This is a genomic window from Simplicispira metamorpha (assembly GCF_004341365.1).
GTDB classification, from domain to species: Bacteria; Pseudomonadota; Gammaproteobacteria; order Burkholderiales; family Burkholderiaceae_C; genus Simplicispira; species Simplicispira metamorpha.
This window is the reverse complement of sequence record NZ_SLXH01000001.1, coordinates 203,588-220,159: the sequence shown is the minus strand read 5'-3', so window position 1 is coordinate 220,159 and position 16,572 is coordinate 203,588. Positions and strand designations below refer to the sequence as shown.

The window sequence follows — 16,572 nt, the reverse complement described above, 5'->3', positions numbered from 1 at the left end:
AGCGCCCCGCAGGCCGCAGGGCCTGTGCTGCGCCCGGGGTGGTGCCCGGTGCCGCCCCCGCTCCGGGCGGCGCCCCGGCCAGCCCGGGTAGTAAGATTTTTGCCCCTGATGGTGTGGAGGTGGCCATGTCCGATCTGTTCAAACGATTGCCCGGTTTTCAGCAGACCCCCGCTGGTCAGGAGCGCCAGATACTGCGCGCCCTGCCCAAAATCTGGCTGGTCGGCAGCGCGTTGCTGTGCCTGCCCGCGCTGGCCGCGCGCTGGTGGCAGGCGGCAGAGTCCGCGCAGACGCTGGCCGCCCCCCTGAGCACGCTGGAGATTTACGCCATCAGCCTGCTGGTGCTGCACTGGACGGTGGTGTTCACCGTCGCCATCGGCGCCTTCATCGTCATGGTGATGAAAGGCCCGGCCTACGTGGCCGACGCCTACCCCATGCAGGGCATGGACCGGCCCGATGTGCCGCTGCCGCCCGGCCCTAACCCGCCCTGAAAGCCGCCCCGCCATGGGTTCATCGTGCGCCCCCGGCTGTAGCAGGTTTTGCTGGGCGCAGGCCGCGCCACAGCGCTGCATCAGCCCGGCACCCGCGCCCGCCGCTGGCGTGCGGCCAGCCACAGCAGCGCTGCACCCGTCACCGCAATCGGCAACAGCGAGCCCGCATTGAGCAGCGACCAACCCTGCGTGGTGATCAGCGCGCCCGAGGCAAATGAGGTCAGGGCCATGGTGGCAAACACGCAGAAGTTGATGGCCGCCTGGGCGCGGTCTTTTTCTTCGGGGCGGTATGCGGAGAGCGCCAGCGTGGTGCTGCCGGTGAACAGAAAATTCCAGCCCACACCCAGCAAAAACAGCGCAATCGTGAACTGGTGCAGGTCTTGCCCCGACAACGCCACCACCACGCAGGCCAGGTTCAGCACCACGCCCACGCCCATCACCGGCAGCACGCCAAAGCGCTTGATCAGGTGGCCGGTAAAAAAGCCTGGTGCAAACATGCCGATCACGTGCCACTGCAACACGAAGGCGGCATCGCTGAAGGCGTAGCCGCACACCTGCATGGCCAGCGGCGTGGCGGCCATGAGCAGGTTCATCACCCCATAGCCCAGCGCTGCGCCCAGCACCGCCACCAGAAACACCGGCTCGCGCATCAGCTCGGCCAACGACCGGCCCTGCCCGGCGCTGCCCGTGGTGCTGGCAGGCAGCGCCTCAAAACGGATGGCCGCCATGCAGGCCATGGACAGCAACGCCACCACCACCAGCGCCAGATAGGCCCCGGCAAACGGCACACTGAACAGGTCGCGCGCCTGGCTGGCCAGATTGGGCCCGGCCACGGCGCCCAGCAGGCCCCCGGCCAGCACCAGCGAGACGGCTTTTTCGCGGTGGGCGGCGCTGGTCAGTTCGGCGGCGGCAAAGCGGTAGAGCTGGCCGTTGGCGCTGTAGTAGCCCGCCACCAGCGTAGCCAGGCACAGCAGCCAGAAGTTGCCCTGAAAAGCCGCCCACGCGCACAGCAGCGCCGAGAGCAGCGCCACCACCAGCCCGATCTGGAACGACACCTGGCGCCCCCAGCGCCGCTGCGTTTGTGCCACCAGCGGCGTGGACAGCGCGCCGCCCACCACGTAGCCCATCACCGGCAGCGTGGCCATCCAGCCATAGGGCGCCAGTTGCAGGCCCACCAGCCCGTTGATGGCGATGAACACCACGTTGTTGGTCAGAAACAGACCTTGGCACAAGGCCAGTAGCCAGAGATTGCGGTTCATGGGCAGCAAAAAAATGAAGGGTGTGGAGGAGGGCCGCAGGCACAGCCCGCCAGCCAAGGGCCCTGGCACTGTAGCGATATGCCCGAGAGCCTACCGCCATCAGGGCGATGTTGATAAATCAACTAATTGACTATTTAACTATTCATGCAAATAATACCCGCCATGCCCTGCCACCCCGCAAGACCGTGAACACGCCGTTGCCGGTGGCACGCGCCTGTTTTGAAAGACTGCCCATGTTTCTCCTTCGTCCTTTTGCCATCGCCTTGGCCGTTGCGCTGCCGGTCTCGCTGGCTGCCGCCGCAGCGCCTGCCGAGCTGGCCGTGGTGCCTGCACAGGCCGCCGCCTCGCAAGGCCGCGCGGGCTTTGACGGCGTGGTCGAGGCCGTGCGCCAGACCGTGGTCGCCGCCCAGGTCAGCGGCGCCGTGGTCGAGCTGGCCGTGAAGGCGGGCGACCGGGTGCAGGCGGGCCAGTTGCTGCTGCGCATTGATGCGCGCACTGCCGACCAAAGTGCTGCCGCCAGCGACGCCCAGGTGCTGGCCGCCCGCGCTGCGCTGGAGGTGGCCACGCGCGAGTACGGCCGCCAGCAGCAGCTCTACCAGCAAAAATACATCAGCCAGGCCGCGCTGGAGCGGGCCGAGTCCGAGTTCAAGGCCACACGCGCCCAGGTGGCCGCGCAGGTGGCGCAGGCGGGCGCGGCGCGCACACAGACGGGCCTGCACACGGTGCGCGCTCCGTATGCGGGTGTGGTGGCCGAGGTGCCGGTGCAACTGGGCGACATGGCCCTGCCCGGGCGCGCGCTGCTCACCTTGTACGACCCCAGCGCGCTGCGCGTGACGGCGGCGGTGCCACAGTCGGTGGCGCAGTCGGTGTGGCTGGGCGCAGCCAGCGCGGCGCAGGCCACGGGCGTGGCAGGCGACAGTGGCAAGGCTGGCCACAGTGCCAGCAGTGAGGTCGTGCGCGTCGAGCTGCCGGGCCTACCCGCCGCGCAGCAGTGGCCCCAGCCCACACGCGTGCAGCGCCTGCCCACGGTGGACGCGGCCACGCACACCCAGCAAGTGCGTGCCGACCTGCCTGCGGGCCTGAGCGGCGCAGCGCCCGGCATGTTTGCCCGCCTGTGGCTGCCGGTGGCGGGCACGGGCGCCAGCGCGGCGGGCCAGCGCGTGACGGTGCCGCTCCAGTCCATCGTGCGCCGCGCCGAGATGACCGGCGTGTACGTGCAGGGCGAAGGCGGCAAGCCCCTGCTGCGCCAGGTGCGCCTGGGCCGCGTCGATGGCGACCGCGTCGAGGTGCTGACCGGCGTGGCGCCGGGCGAACAGGTGATTGCCGATCCGCAAGCGGCCACGCGCGCGCAATAAGGGCCCGGCCATGAGTTCCATTCCACCCCGCCAGACCTTGGGCGTTTCGGGCCGCATCGCGGCGTTTTTTCAGGGGGCGCAGATCACGCCGTTGCTGGCGCTGCTGGCGCTGCTGTTGGGCGCCTTTGCCGTGCTGGTCACGCCGCGCGAAGAAGAGCCGCAGATCAACGTCACCATGGCCAACGTCATCATCCCGTTCCCCGGCGCCAGCGTGCGCGACGTGGAGCAGATGGTGGCCATCCCCGCCGAGCAGGTGCTGTCGCAAATCACCGGCACCGAGCATGTGATGTCGCTGTCGCGCCCCGGCGTGGCCGTGCTCACGGTGCAGTTCAAGGTGGGTGTGCCGCGCACCGAGGCGCTGGTGCGGCTGTACGACACGGTCAACTCCAATGCCGACTGGCTGCCCCAGGGCCTGGGCGTGCAGCCGCCGCTGGTCAAGCCCAAGGGCATCGACGACGTGCCCATCGTCTCGCTGACGCTGTTCAGCCCGAATCCGCAGACCGGCGCTTTTGATCTGGAGCGCGTGGCCCACAGCGTCGAGGTGGACTTGAAGCGCGTGCCCGGCACCCGCACCGTCCACACCATCGGCGGCCCGGGCCGCGCCGTCATGGTCGAGATGGACGCCGCGCGCATGGCGGGCGCGGGCGTCACCGTGGACGACCTGCGCCGCGCGCTGCAATCGGCCAACCTCGGTCTGCCCGTGGGCGAGCTGCTGGGCGGCAACCGCGCCGTGGCCATCGAGTCCGGGCCGTTCCTGGCCAACGCCGCCGAGGTGGCCGAGCTGGTGGTGGGCGTGCGCGCGGGCAAGCCGGTGTTCCTGTCGGACGTGGCCAGCGTGCGCGATGGCGCACCGCCACCCAGCCGCTACGTCTGGCACGGCACGGCGGGCGACAAGGCGGCGGAATACCCCGCCGTCACCCTGGCCATCACCAAGAAGCCCGGCGAAAACGCCATCGACGTGGCCAACGCCGTGATGGCGTGGGTCGAGGCGCTCAAAAACACCGTCATCCCGGCGGACATGCAGGTGGCCGAAACGCGCAACTACGGCGCCACGGCCAACGACAAGGCGCAAAAGCTGATCCAGAAACTGCTGTTTGCCACCGCCTCGGTGGTGGCGCTGGTGTTCATCGCGCTGGGGCGGCGCGAGGCGGCCATCGTCGGCACGGCGGTGGTGCTGACGCTCACGGCCACGCTGTTTGCCTCGTGGGCCTGGGGCTTCACGCTCAACCGGGTGTCGCTGTTTGCGCTGATTTTTTCCATCGGCATTCTGGTGGACGATGCCATCGTGGTGGTCGAGAACATCCACCGCCACCAGCAGCTGTACCCCGGCAAAACGCTGGCGCAGATCATCCCCGGCGCGGTCGATGAGGTCGGCGGGCCGACCATCCTGGCCACGCTGACGGTGATTGCCGCGCTGCTGCCCATGGCTTTTGTCTCGGGGCTGATGGGGCCGTACATGGCGCCCATCCCCATCAACGCCAGCATGGGCATGGTGCTCTCCCTGGCGATTGCCTTCGTCGTCACGCCCTGGCTGGCGCGGCTGTGGATGCGGGACGTGTCGGCCAGCCACGCCAGCGCAGGCGGCGCCGACCCGTCGCACGCCGACAGCCACGCCCCGGCGCAGCACGGCATGGCAGGCAAGATCACGCCGCTGTTCACGCGCATCTTCACGCCGCTGCTCGACGAAAAACGCGGCACGCGCAACCGCCGCCTGCTGGGCCTGGGCATTGCCGGGCTGATTGCGCTGTCGGTGGCGCTGCCTGCGGCCGGGCTGGTGCTGCTGAAGATGCTGCCGTTCGACAACAAGTCCGAGTTCCAGGTGGTGGTGGACATGCCCGCAGGCACCCCGGTGGAGCAGACCGCCGCCGTGTTGCACGCCCTGGGCGCGCACCTGGCCACCGTGCCCGAAGTGACCGACTACCAAGCCTACGCCGGCACCGCCGCGCCCATCAACTTCAACGGCCTGGTGCGCCAGTACGACCTGCGCGCCGGTGGCGAGGTGGGCGACATCCAGGTCAACCTGGTGGACAAATCGCAGCGCAAAGACCAGAGCCACGCCATTGCCACGCGCGTGCGCCCGGCGTTGCAAGCCATTGGCCGGAACCTGGGCGCCAACGTGAAAGTGGTCGAAGTGCCGCCCGGCCCGCCGGTGCTGGCGCCCATCGTGGCCGAGATTTATGGCCCCGAGGCCGAGGGCCGCCAGCAGGTCGCCAAGGCCGTGCGCGCGGTGTTCGACAAAACCCCTGGCGTGGTCGATGTGGACGACAGCAGCATTGCCAGCGCGCCGCGCACCTTGCTGTTGGTCGATAGGCGCAAGGCCGCCATGCTGGGCGTGCCGCAGCAGGCCATCGTGGGCACGCTGCGCGCCGGGCTGGCGGGCGAGGCCGCCACGTACCTGCACGACCAGAGCAAATACCCCGCGCCCGCCCTGCTGCAACTGCCGCCGCAGCAGCACGGCGATTTGGCTGCCCTGCTGCAACTGACGGTGCGCGCCGCCAGCGGCGCCCTGGTGCCGATCCGTGAGCTGGTGACGGTGAGCGACACCGTGCGCGAGCAGCCCATCCACCACAAGGATTTGCTGCCGGTGAACTACGTCGTCGCCGACATGGCGGGCCACGTGGACAGCCCGCTCTACGGCATGTTCCAGATGCGCGGCGACATCGCCCAACTGCCCATGCCCGACGGCGGCCAGATGCAGGAGTACTTCATCCGCCCGCCGCAGGACGCCTGGCGCGGCTACGCCCTCAAATGGGACGGCGAGTGGCAAATCACCTACGAGACCTTCCGCGACATGGGCGCCGCCTACGGCGTGGGGCTGATCCTGATCTACCTGCTGGTGGTGGCGCAGTTTGGCAGCTACCTGACGCCGCTGATCATCATGGCGCCCATTCCGCTGACCATCATCGGCGTCATGCCGGGCCACGCACTGCTGGGCGCGCAGTACACCGCCACCAGCATGATCGGCATGATCGCGCTGGCCGGGATCATCGTGCGCAACTCCATCCTGCTGGTGGACTTCATCAACCTGCAAGTGCGCGCCGGGGTGCCGTTCGAGCGCGCCATCGTGCAGTCGGCCATCACGCGCGCCCAGCCCATCGTGCTGACCGGGCTGGCGGCCATGCTCGGCGCCTTCTTCATCCTCGACGACCCGATCTTCAACGGGCTGGCGATCTCGCTGATCTTCGGCATCTCGGTGTCCACCGTGCTCACGCTGGTGGTCATTCCCACCCTGTACTACGCGGCCTACCGCCACCGCCTGGACGCACTGCGCGGCGCGCCCGTGGCCGATGCAATGACTTAAAAATGATAGCTGCTTGCGCTTGCTGCGCAAGGGCTGGAGCCGATTTTTACCCTAACCTTTCAGGAGCAAGCAATGGACATTTCTTACACCGATCTCACCCGTGGCATTTCCGCCGAGCTGGGCCAGCTGCGCAGCGAAATCCCCGACACCCTGCAAGCCTTCCATGCGCTGGGCAAGGCGGCCAGCGCGGCGGGCGCGCTGGACAAAAAGACCAAGGAGCTGATTGCCGTGGCGCTGTCGGTGGCCGCGCGCTGTGATCCGTGCGTGGGCTTTCACACCCAGGCGCTGGTCAAGCTGGGCGCCACGCGCGCCGAGTTGGCCGAGGCGCTGGCCATGGCCGTGTACATGGGCGGCGGGCCATCGCTGATGTATGCGGCCAAAACCTCTGCGGCGTTCGATGAATTCAGCGCCGCTGCCGCAGCCGCCGCACCGGCGTCGGCCTGATGTGCCCCTGCTGGGCGCGCCACGGCGCCAATCTGGTGCGCTGGGTGCAGCGCGCCGTCAAAACCCGGTTTGCTCGCACCCGGTAAACACCGCACTCTCCACTGCGCAGTGAAAAATGTTGCACTGCAACAAAAATGTCTTGCAAATGCGCCAAACTCACTTACCATAGCGTCATGTTGCGCCGCAGCATTTTTCCGGGAAGGCCTGGAGTCGGCGCTTTTTCAACACCACCTGATGGAGCTTCTCATGCAAAAAATCGACACCCAAGCCTTCGCCGCTGCTGGCAAAAACGCCGCCGCTGACCTGACCGCCCTGGCCACCACCGCTTTCGCTGGCTTTGAAAAGCTGGCCGAACTGAACATGGCCACCGCCAAGTCGGTGCTGGAAAACTCCCTGGGTTCGATCCAGGCAGTGGCCTCGGCCACCACCCCCGAAGACGTGCTGGCTGCCCAGACCAAAATGGCCCAGCCCATGGCTGAAAAAGCCGCTGCCTATGGCCGCAGCGTCTACGAAATCACCTCGCAAACCGGCGCTGAGCTGTCCAAGGTGTCCAAAGACAAGCTGGCCGATGCGCAAAAGACCTGGGGCAGCGCCGTGGAGTCCATGACCCAAAACGTTCCTGCTGGCAGCGAAGCTTTTGTTTCCGCCTTCAAGAACGCTGCCACCACCGGCCAGCAAGCCTTTGCACAGGCACAGGCCGCTGCCCAGCAAGCCATGGCACAAGCCCAAAACCACGTGACCGACGTGGTGGCCAAGACGGTCAAGACGGCCAAGCCCGCCGCCAAGGTCTGAGCCCGGCAGGCCACTGGCCTGCGCACCAGAGTCACCAAGGCCGAACCCGCAAGGGTTCGGCCTTTTTGCTGTGTGGGCTCAAAGGCATTCACGCTGCCGGTAAGCGGCAAATACTTGGTCGCGCAGTGCCTGTGCTGCGGGGCCCACGGTGGCGATGGCGTCGGCCTGTAGCCATTGGTTGTTGAGGTATTGCAGCGCCAGCGTGGCGGGCCAGGGCATGTAGGGCGTCAGCCCTGCGGGCAGAAAACCCAAAGGGGCTGCACACTCCCACGCTGCGGGTGTACCGGGGTCGCACAGGTCAAGGCTGAGGTAAATCGCATCGACCTGCTGACGACACCACTGGCGCAGGGCGCGTTGCAGCACCTCGCCCAGGTCAGCACCGGCATGGCGCACCACCACGAAGGCCGCGTTGAGTGCTGGCTCGACGCGCACCTGCAACTGCGTGGCACCTTGCAGCGCATCCCGGCGCAGCGGCTGGGGCCGCAGCTCCATGCCGATGTCGGCGGCGCGCGGCAGCACCAGGCTGGCCAGATCGGGTGGCAGGTGGACATCCACTGGCGGGGCGGGGCGCAGCAGACGGCAGGCATAGAACACGCTGCCCCGCTGGGTCGATGCCTGGCCCGGAATGCTGCGAAATTGCAGGCTGGCCGGGGTGTAGGCCAGCAACAGTGCGGTGGGCAGGTAGCCCAGTCGGCCAAAGGTCTTTTGCGTGTAGGGATGGCGCGTGACGGCATGCACGAAGGCCGCTGCCTCGGGGCGCTGCTCCAGGGCTTGGGTCACGGTTTGCAGCAGTTGGCCCAGCAGGCCGCCACCGCGCTGGTCGGGTGCCACCACGGCGGCGCCGACTTCGAGGGCCGGGTCATCGCGGTGGTCTTTCATGAGTGCGATGTGGCCGACGATGGGGGCGCCAGCGGCGTCCTGCGCCTGCGCCACCCAGGAGGTCAGGCGGCCATCTTGGCCGCGCGCGAGGATGCGTTCGGCGATGTACATGTCGGGGTTGACGTACGAGTAGCCATAGCTGCGGTACATCAGGCGGGCCAGATGGATGGCATCGCCAGCCTCCAGCGGGCGCAGGGTGGTCGGCGCTGGAGCGGGCTCCACCGGGGTCGGGCCCGCGTGATCGGACGCAGCGTGGTTGGCCACTGGCGTGGTCAGGGCGCCTTGCTGGGGCAACCACCATTCGAGTTCGACATGCTGGCCTTGCGCACCCAGGTTGAGCACCCGCGAGCGATCAACCAATTGGTGCATCAGGAAGGCGGACAGACCGGCATCGTCCTGTACCGCGCTGTCGGGCTGCGCTGGGTCGTACTGCGGCACCAGGCTCAGGTCGTAGGGCAGTCCGTGGTCGGTGATGCGCAATTGCAGCACCGGGGGCAGTACCGCTACCAGGATGTCGAGCACACTGGCTGCATCGGCATCCGGTTCGTCGTCATGGGCGCAGCGCAGCACCGTGAGCAGGGCTTCCTCGGCAGCGGTTTGCATGCGCATGCGTTGCGCGGGTGTGAAGCCCTGCGTGCTGGCCTGGGCCGACAGCAGTGCCTGGACGATGGCAATGGCGCGTGGGTGCGCAGGCACGCTCAGGCGCAGCCAGTCGTGGCGGGGGTCGGGTGGTTGTGGCGTCGGGGTCTGGGTGGGCATGGAGCAGTCAGCCATGGCGGCGATCCACCACGCGCAGCAGCTTGCCGGTACGGGGGTTGGTGAGCAGGGCAGCGGGGGTAGTCCATTCCACTTCCAGCGGATGCACCACCCCTGCATCGATCAGGTCTGCAAACATGGGGCGCTGGGCATACAGGGCCTCGCGCACGCGGGTGCCATCGGCCTCACTGCGCGCTTGTGGTGTGGTGACGGCCAAGCGCAGGCGCAGCCGGTCGCGGCGTTCGGCATGGTCTATGCACAGTTGGAAAGACTGCACCGTGCAGTCCGTACCCTGGCGTTGCAGGCTGGCCAACAGCGCCAGGATGTCGTCCACATACAGCGTCATCGGGCCGATGCGTGCGCCTTCCTCGGTGCGCCCGAGCAGGCGAAAGCGCCGCTGGGGCGTGCCCGGGGGATCCATCCAGGCGCCCCGGTCCCCCACCGGGTAGCGAATGATGGGCACCAGACGCCGCTCCAGGTTGGTCAGCACCAGCCGGCCTGCCTGGCCAGTGCCTTGCACCGGCTGGTCGCTGTCGTCCTCCAGAATTTCCAGCACGGTGCTGTCGTCGAACACGCTGTGCACCCCGGGTTCGGCGCCTGCGGGCACCCAGCCCAGCTCGCCGTAGTCCACACCGGCCACGCCGATCGAGCGCACCTGGCAGCCGGGAAACACCTGCTGCAGCGCAGCGATCTGGTCGGCAAACATGGGTTCACCGCCATACAGAAAGGTTTCCAGGCGCAGCGTTGCGCGGTCGGCAGGCGTGAGGCGCTCCAGCAGCGCCATCAGCGTGGTGGGCACACCCGCCAGGGTGGTCAGACTGAACTGGCGCCAAGTGGCCAGGATTTCCTCGGCATCGTCCCCTCCGATGGGGTAGCAGATGCCTGCGCCAGCGGCTTCGATGCTGCGGCCAATGAACAGGAATGAGGCATACAGCTTGCCCGCATAGAACAGGTTGCCAATGCGCTCACCTTCGCGCAGACCAGCACGGCGCATACCGCCCCCGAATGCCTGGGTGAATGCGCGCCATTCGGCGTGGGTGAATACGGAGTATTTGGGCTGGCCAGTGGTGCCGCCGCTCTTGAAAGTGATGCCTTCCGTGAGTGGGGCGGTGAATACGCGGTTGTCATGCACCGTGTTGGCGGCCCAGAAGGCCTTGTGGTCGAGCACCGGGTAGGCGTCCAGGCGGGACTCGCCCGGTGGCACGGCGGCGTAGAAGTCGCGATAAAAAGGCGAGTGGGTGCGTGCAAAGGACAGCAGCGCGGCCAGGCGCTGGGCCTGGGTCGGCGGTGCGGCAGCGGAGAGGTCGGTCATGGTGGATGCGAGGGGAAATAGGTGGAAGGGTCAGGTGGCGTCCAGGCGGTGGTCGCACACATGGCGCAATTTGCCGCTGGCCTTGACACGCACGAAATCGCTGTGGGGATGGATTTCCAGGCGCACGATCAGCGGCAGCTGGTAGGTGCGGATCACGCCCAATTCGTCGTACCAGGCGCACAGTTGCTCTGCTGCCTCTGTGGTGGGTGCCTGCAAGGTGTCGTCCACCCAGATGCGCAGCACGGTAGCGGCAGGCTCGCTGTCGATGTGCAGCTGTACCGGCCCGGCGTAGTCCAGCTGCTGGCTCAGAAAATCCACAAAACGGCTGTAGTTCAGCAAGGGGCCGCCGGCCTTGAAAACGTCGCCCAGCCGACCAGTGAGTTCAAAGCGCGGCTCCTGGCGTGCGCAGGGGCAGGGGCCCGGCACCCAGCGGCCGGTGTCGCCGATTTCATAGCGCGCGATGGTGGGAGCGCTGCGTGCGCGCGAGGTCAGCAGCAAGCGACCGATCTCGGTGCCTTGCACGGGCGCGTCTTCGTCCAGGCGCGCGATCTCCAGCGTCTGCAAACGGGTGAACAGGTGGTGTACGCCGCCTTGGCTGTGCTCGCACTGGTAACCCATGGGGCCTGCATCGTTGGAGCCATAGGCCACTGAGCGCACCACCGGCACACCGCACTCCTCGCGCAGAAATCGCACCTGTGCGGGCGACAGGGCTTCGCCGCCGTAAAACACCTTTTCCACGCAGCCCGCCGCCTTGATCTGCTGCCCCTGGGATCTGAAAAGACCCAGCAGGTGCGGCGTCATGCCGATCAGCACGTTGGTGCGGTGTGCCAGGATTTGCTCGGCGATCTGCTCGTACTCGGGCACCATCGCCATGGGGTATTGGCGCACCCGCAGATGCTCCAGGATTGTCCAGAAACTGATGAAGCTGCCGTACAGATACCCTGCCGCGAACAGATTCATCACCCGGTCGCGTGCGGGCTCCAGGCCCGCAGCCACCAAACCATGGGCGGTGACGGCCATTTGTTCGTGGTAGTCGGCCCAGCGGAAGGTGGAGTAGGCCACCTGGCCGCTGGAGCCGCCGCTGCGCACCACCAGGCCAGTCAAGGGATCGTCATGCGCCAGGGACAGGGCTTGGAAGGCGGCTTTGTCCATCACCGGCACAGCGGGTGGTCGCAGCGCCGCTGGCGGCTCCAGCGCATCCAGACTGCCCACACAGGCCAGGGCGGGCGGGCCATCCACCGAGACCCTCCGGGCCAGGTGCTGCAATGCATATACGCCGTCGTGCGGCGCACCCAGGTAGCTGTCGATCATCTCGCCGGGGCGGGTGATGCGACTGACACCGGCTGACAGCAGGCTGCGCGCCAAGGACGCCGCGCTGGCCAGGCCCGTGGCCAGGCCGCAGGTTTGCAGCCAGGGGCGCATGGGGCGCAGGGCCGCGCCCAGGTGCTCACGCTGCACGCTCTTGAGCCAGATGGTGCGGTACAGCGGCGAAGGCCGCAGGCCCGGGCGGCGGTCGAGCAGGATGCGCCAGCCGCCGTCTGCTGCTTCGATGACCCGGGTCAGTTGCAGGGCCTCCTCGGCCCGCGCCACGCTCACTGCCGTGGTGATTTCCGCTTGTTCGGCGGTGTCCGGGTGGTGCCCGGCAATGGTCGGGGCGATGCGGGCCAGGGCCTGTGCCAGGCGCTGAGCCAGCGCGTCCAGCCCCGGGCCATCGGTTTCTGCCAGCAGCGTTTGGGGGCTGGAGCAGGCTTGCTGGTCGAGCCGGCAGATATCGCGCGCGAAGCCGTCCAGGGCCTCGGGGTCGTCCAGGCATTCGGCCGCCAGATAGCCGAAAGACACCTTGTGCCCCCAAGCGACGACGCGGGTGTGGGCCGGGGCGCTGGCGCGCACGGCGGCCACGGCCTTTTCGCCGCCCCAGGCAGAAATCACGTCAGCGTGGGCAAACAGCCGTTGCAGCAGTGCCTGGTCGCTCGATGGCAGGCGCAGCACTGCCATGTAGTCGGCCAGTCGCCCGCCCGGATCGTGTGCAGCCAGGGCCTGGGCAAACAGCGGCGCGAAGTCGCCATCGCGCGCACTGGCCTTGACCACGTTGAGGTTGCCTGCCAGCAAACCTTCGACCATGCCCATCGCGGCCACGGTGAACACATTGGAGGGGGCCACATGCACCACGCAGCCCGCAGGCATCCAGGCCTCGTACTGGCGGCCAGGGTAGCGGCGCTCCAGCACACCGGGGCGCTGGGTGCCCAGTTCGGAGCGCAGTTTTTCTTGGAGCGCATCGCGTTGCAGCATTGCGGCGATGGCTGCGAGCATTGCGCGCGCATCCTCCGGGGTGGCGCTGCGGCAGGCCTGGGCATGCAGTGCCTGGAAAGCGCCGCGCGCGTGGCGCAGGTCTTCTGCCAGGGCGGCGCAGGCGCTCAACAGGTCATCGAAGGGGAAGGCGCGGGCCAGGGTGGCGTCCAGATGCGCGGCCAGGTGCTCCAGGGCGTGGGGCAGTGCGGCATCGTCCACCCAGCGGCCAAACCAGAAATGCGGTGCGATCGCGGCAGGGGAGCTTGAAATGTCCATGGGTTTCCTTGGGTGGGGGCGGCTCAGGCGGTGGGCAGCAGCTCGGCGGCGGCAGCGGCGCAGCTCTTGTTGGAAGAGGTGCCAGCGCGGCCCAGCACTTCAAACCAGGGCGATGGCAGGCCGCAGGTGCAACTGCCGCCGGGGTGGCGCACGGCCAAGTCGCCCATGACGACGCTGTGGGCGGGCACCGAGGTGATATAGGGCGAGAGAAAAGACAGGAAGCCGGGTGTACCGTCGGGCACCGGCGCCAGGGTGCGCACGTCGCGCACCACCACGCGCGACCAGGTGGGCACATGCAGGTGGTGCTGGTGGCAATCCACGTAAGGGATGCTGTGCTCGACCGCCCCGAAGGTCTCGACGATGCGCTCGGACGGGATACCCAGCCAGTGGGTGATATCGCGGTGCAGGGCTTCGCGCGAAATGGCCTGGTCGGCATGCCCTTTCCAGCCCCCACCAAAGATGACGCAGCTGCCCGGTGGCAGGCGCAGTGGCGGGGCACCGGTTTGTGCCATGCGCCGCAGCGCGAAGTGCAAAAAGGCCGGGAAGCCGATGATGCGCGTGGGCACGCTGTCCTGGGCGTAGTCGGCCAGCGTGGCCAGAACGCCGAAGGCATCGAACTCGTGCTGGCCTGGCCCCAGCGCCCGCAGTGACCAGAAGGTACGGGCGGGCGGTGCGTAGCGCATCAGGTACTGGTTGGTGTTGGAGGTGCCTACGCGCAGGCCCTCGTAGGGCTCGTAGGCGTTGACCAGGTAATTGGCCGGAGCGTCACTGACCACGCCGCGTGCGGCCATCACGTCGTCCACCATGCGCCGTGCGCCGCCGAGGGTGAAGGCGTCGAAGAACATTTGTGATTTCTGACCCGTGGTGCCCGAAGAGGTCAGGTGTGTTTCGATGGCGCTTTCGGGCACCGACAGCACTTCATGGGCCTTGAAGAAGTTGGCATGCACGGGCGGCAGCGCCATCACGTCCTGCACCGTGCGCAGTGCCGATGGCTCGATCCCACTGGCGGCCAGAAAGGCGCGGTACCAGGGGGAGCGCTCCTGGTGCCAGCGCGTGATGTCGGCCATGGCGGCGACAAAGCGGGCATCGGTGTCAGCCTCTGGCAGGTAGGGTGTGCGCTGGGCGCAGTAGTCAACCACGCCAGCAGGCGGCATTGATGACCGGGAATCAGGCAGGTCAGAGGGAATACGCAATGCTGTCTCCTTGGTTTCTGGTGCATGGGAAATTGCACGGCCAAGGATATAGGCAAGTTGTGAAAATACCGACCTCTTTATGGGCTGGTGGAGGGGGGCTGGCACGGTGTCCGCGCAGGCGGGCGCAACCGAAACGGGTGGGCGGCGACGCTGGCGCGCCGTCAGGCGGATCAACCCAGCGTCAGGGCGGCCAGCGCAGCCAGCGGCGCGGTTTCGGCGCGCAGCACGCGCGCACCCAGCGTGGCGGGGGCAAAGCCGTGTTGCAGGGCCAGGTCTTCCTCGGCGTTGCTGAGGCCGCCTTCCGGGCCGGAGAGGAACAGCACCGGGCCGCTGCCCGGGGCGGCGGCGTGCAGTGGCTGTGTGCCCGGGCGCAGCGACAGCAGCAGGCGTGTGGCGATGGCCGTGGTCGCCGCGTCCTCCGCAGCGCCTGTGGACTGCGCTGCCAGCCAGTCGGCCAGGCTGCGCGCCGGGTGAACGGGCGGCACGCGGTTGCGTCCGCACTGCTCGCAGGCGGCCACGGCCACGGCCTGCCAGTGGGCGAGTTTTTTGTCGGCGCGCTCGCCCTTCAACTTGAGCACGCTGCGCTCGGCCAGCAGCGGCGTGATGCTGGCCACGCCCAGTTCGGTGGCTTTTTCTACCAGCCAGTCCATGCGCTCGTTGGCGGTGATGCCCGCCAGCAGGTGGATGGCGCGCGGCGCCTCGCGCTCGATGGCGTGGTGGACGCCGATTTGCACGCGCACGTTGCTGCGGCCCATGTGGGTGACGCTGGCGCTCCACTCGCCACCGGCGCGGTCGCCAAACAGCGTGATGGCGTCACCCGGTTGCAGGCGCAGCACCTGCACATGGCGCGCGGCGCCTGCGGGCAGTTCGATGTCAACGCCGGTGGCCAGGTCAACGGGGCAGTGAAAACGGGGCATTCAGTCCTTTTTTGATAGCTGCTCGCGCCCACTGTGCAAGGGCTGGAGGCTGATTTTGCTTAAATTCTGTGCGCGGCCTACATCCGGCCAAAAGCGTAGCCCATGGCCGCTTCGGTGCCCTCGATCTGGTCGATGAGCTTGCGCAGCGGGCCCAGCTCGCGGTAGCGGTCGGTGGTGGCGCGGATGTAGTGCAGAAAGCGCGGCGCATCTGCCAGGTATTTGGGCTTGCCGTCGCGCAGCGTCAGGCGGGCAAAAATGCCAGCCACTTTCAGGTGGCGCTGCAAGCCCATCCACTCCACGCTGCGGTAGAACTCGCCAAAGTCGGCGCCCCAGCCGCTGTGGCTGTTGGCGCCCACCAGCCCCGCTTTGCGGGCTTTTTCCCAGTAACGCACGGTAATGTCGATGACGAAATTCTCATCCCAGCTGATGAAGGCATCGCGCAGCAGGCTGGCGATGTCGTAGGTGATGGGGCCGTACACCGCGTCCTGGAAGTCCAGCACGCCCAGCGGGCCGCCGGGTTGCTGGGGCACCATCAGGTTGCGCATCATGAAGTCGCGGTGCACGAACACGCTGGGCGCGGCCAGGTTGTGCGCCACGATCCGGTTGAAGGCGTGGCTGAGCACGGCCTGCTGCGCGTCGTCCAGCACCGTGCCCCGGTGCTGGGCGATGTACCAGTCCGGAAACAGTGCCAGCTCGCGGCGCAGCAGGGCTTCGTCGTACACCGGCAGCACACCGGGGCGCGAGGCCAGCTGCCATTGCAGCAGCGTATCGGTGGCCTGCTGGTACCAGGCAAACGCGTCTTGGGGGCGCTCGGGATCGAGTTTCTCGATCACCGTCTGCGTGCCCAGGTCGGACAGCAGCATGAAGCCTTGGGCCTCGTCCCAGGCCAGGATCTGCGGCACGCTCAGCCCAGCCTGCGCCAGCAGCGCTTGCACCTGCACGAAGGGGCGGCAGTTTTCTTTGTCGGGCGGCGCGTCCATCACGATGCAGCTGGCGCCGGGCGTGGCGGTGTCCAGGCGCAGGTAGCGCCGAAAACTCGCGTCAGCAGAGGCCGGGCGCAGGCTGGCCGCTTGCAACTGGTGCGGGGCGATCAGCGGCGCCAGCCAGGCTTCGAAAGCGGCGCGGCGCTGGGGGCTGGGCCAGTCCACGCTGGGAGCGGTGGTGGGGGCGGTGGGTGCGGTGGCAGGCGCAGCGCTGGGAGAGAGGGGGGCAGGGTGGCTCATGGATAATCGGATTTTACAAACCCGGCCTGCCTGGCGCGGGTGGCGGGCAGGCGCATGGGCGCTGGTGGCTCGCCCATTTGATGGACTC

The 16,572-nt window shown here is 67.8% G+C and carries 12 protein-coding genes; 5 read left to right on the top strand and 7 right to left on the bottom strand.

What is annotated here, in order from left to right; translation table 11 throughout:
• Window positions 1-125: 125 nt before the first annotated feature.
• Window positions 126-488, top strand: coding sequence for a hypothetical protein (locus EV674_RS01090; RefSeq protein ID WP_119013608.1), 363 nt, complete (start codon window positions 126-128; stop codon window positions 486-488).
• Window positions 489-568: 80 nt separating this feature from the next.
• On the opposite strand, the gene EV674_RS01085 is transcribed toward EV674_RS01090, so the two are convergent.
• A complete protein-coding gene (locus EV674_RS01085) occupies window positions 569-1,747 on the bottom strand; it encodes an MFS transporter (RefSeq protein ID WP_119013573.1) in 1,179 nt (392 codons plus the stop codon).
• 233 nt (window positions 1,748-1,980) lie between these two features.
• Here EV674_RS01085 and EV674_RS01080 point away from each other — a divergent pair, with 233 nt between their 5' ends.
• From EV674_RS01080 to EV674_RS01065, 4 genes are all read left to right on the top strand, one after another.
• Window positions 1,981-3,102 (top strand): efflux RND transporter periplasmic adaptor subunit, encoded by a 1,122-nt coding sequence (locus EV674_RS01080; protein ID WP_241524954.1) that lies wholly within the window; start codon window positions 1,981-1,983, stop codon window positions 3,100-3,102.
• Window positions 3,103-3,112: 10 nt separating this feature from the next.
• Window positions 3,113-6,403 (top strand): efflux RND transporter permease subunit, encoded by a 3,291-nt coding sequence (locus EV674_RS01075; RefSeq protein ID WP_119013571.1) that lies wholly within the window; start codon window positions 3,113-3,115, stop codon window positions 6,401-6,403.
• A 72-nt stretch (window positions 6,404-6,475) separates the two neighbouring features.
• On the top strand, window positions 6,476-6,847 hold the full coding sequence (locus EV674_RS01070; RefSeq protein WP_119013570.1) for a carboxymuconolactone decarboxylase family protein: 372 nt from the start codon (window positions 6,476-6,478) through the stop codon (window positions 6,845-6,847).
• 246 nt (window positions 6,848-7,093) lie between these two features.
• On the top strand, window positions 7,094-7,639 hold the full coding sequence (locus EV674_RS01065; RefSeq protein ID WP_157983689.1) for a phasin family protein: 546 nt from the start codon (window positions 7,094-7,096) through the stop codon (window positions 7,637-7,639).
• A 78-nt stretch (window positions 7,640-7,717) separates the two neighbouring features.
• Here EV674_RS01065 and EV674_RS01060 read toward each other — a convergent pair whose 3' ends face one another.
• The 6 genes from EV674_RS01060 to EV674_RS01035 all read right to left on the bottom strand — a co-directional run bounded on the left by EV674_RS01060 (window position 7,718) and on the right by EV674_RS01035 (window position 16,484).
• Window positions 7,718-9,292 (bottom strand): ATP-binding protein, encoded by a 1,575-nt coding sequence (locus EV674_RS01060; RefSeq protein ID WP_157983688.1) that lies wholly within the window; start codon window positions 9,290-9,292, stop codon window positions 7,718-7,720.
• Window positions 9,285-10,586 (bottom strand): phenylacetate--CoA ligase family protein, encoded by a 1,302-nt coding sequence (locus tag EV674_RS01055; protein WP_119013567.1) that lies wholly within the window; start codon window positions 10,584-10,586, stop codon window positions 9,285-9,287. The genes EV674_RS01060 and EV674_RS01055 overlap by 8 nt, the downstream gene beginning before the upstream one ends.
• A gap of 30 nt (window positions 10,587-10,616) precedes the next feature.
• Window positions 10,617-13,151 (bottom strand): acyl-CoA reductase, encoded by a 2,535-nt coding sequence (locus EV674_RS01050; protein ID WP_119013566.1) that lies wholly within the window; start codon window positions 13,149-13,151, stop codon window positions 10,617-10,619.
• Between the two features lie 23 nt (window positions 13,152-13,174).
• A complete protein-coding gene (locus EV674_RS01045; protein ID WP_132750335.1) occupies window positions 13,175-14,344 on the bottom strand; it encodes a LuxE/PaaK family acyltransferase in 1,170 nt (389 codons plus the stop codon).
• Between the two features lie 170 nt (window positions 14,345-14,514).
• Window positions 14,515-15,261, bottom strand: a complete 747-nt coding sequence (locus EV674_RS01040) for a 16S rRNA (uracil(1498)-N(3))-methyltransferase (RefSeq protein WP_119013564.1) — start codon at window positions 15,259-15,261, stop codon at window positions 14,515-14,517.
• Between the two features lie 77 nt (window positions 15,262-15,338).
• On the bottom strand, window positions 15,339-16,484 hold the full coding sequence (locus EV674_RS01035) for an aminoglycoside phosphotransferase family protein (RefSeq protein WP_119013563.1): 1,146 nt from the start codon (window positions 16,482-16,484) through the stop codon (window positions 15,339-15,341).
• Between the last annotated feature and the right edge of the window lie 88 nt (window positions 16,485-16,572).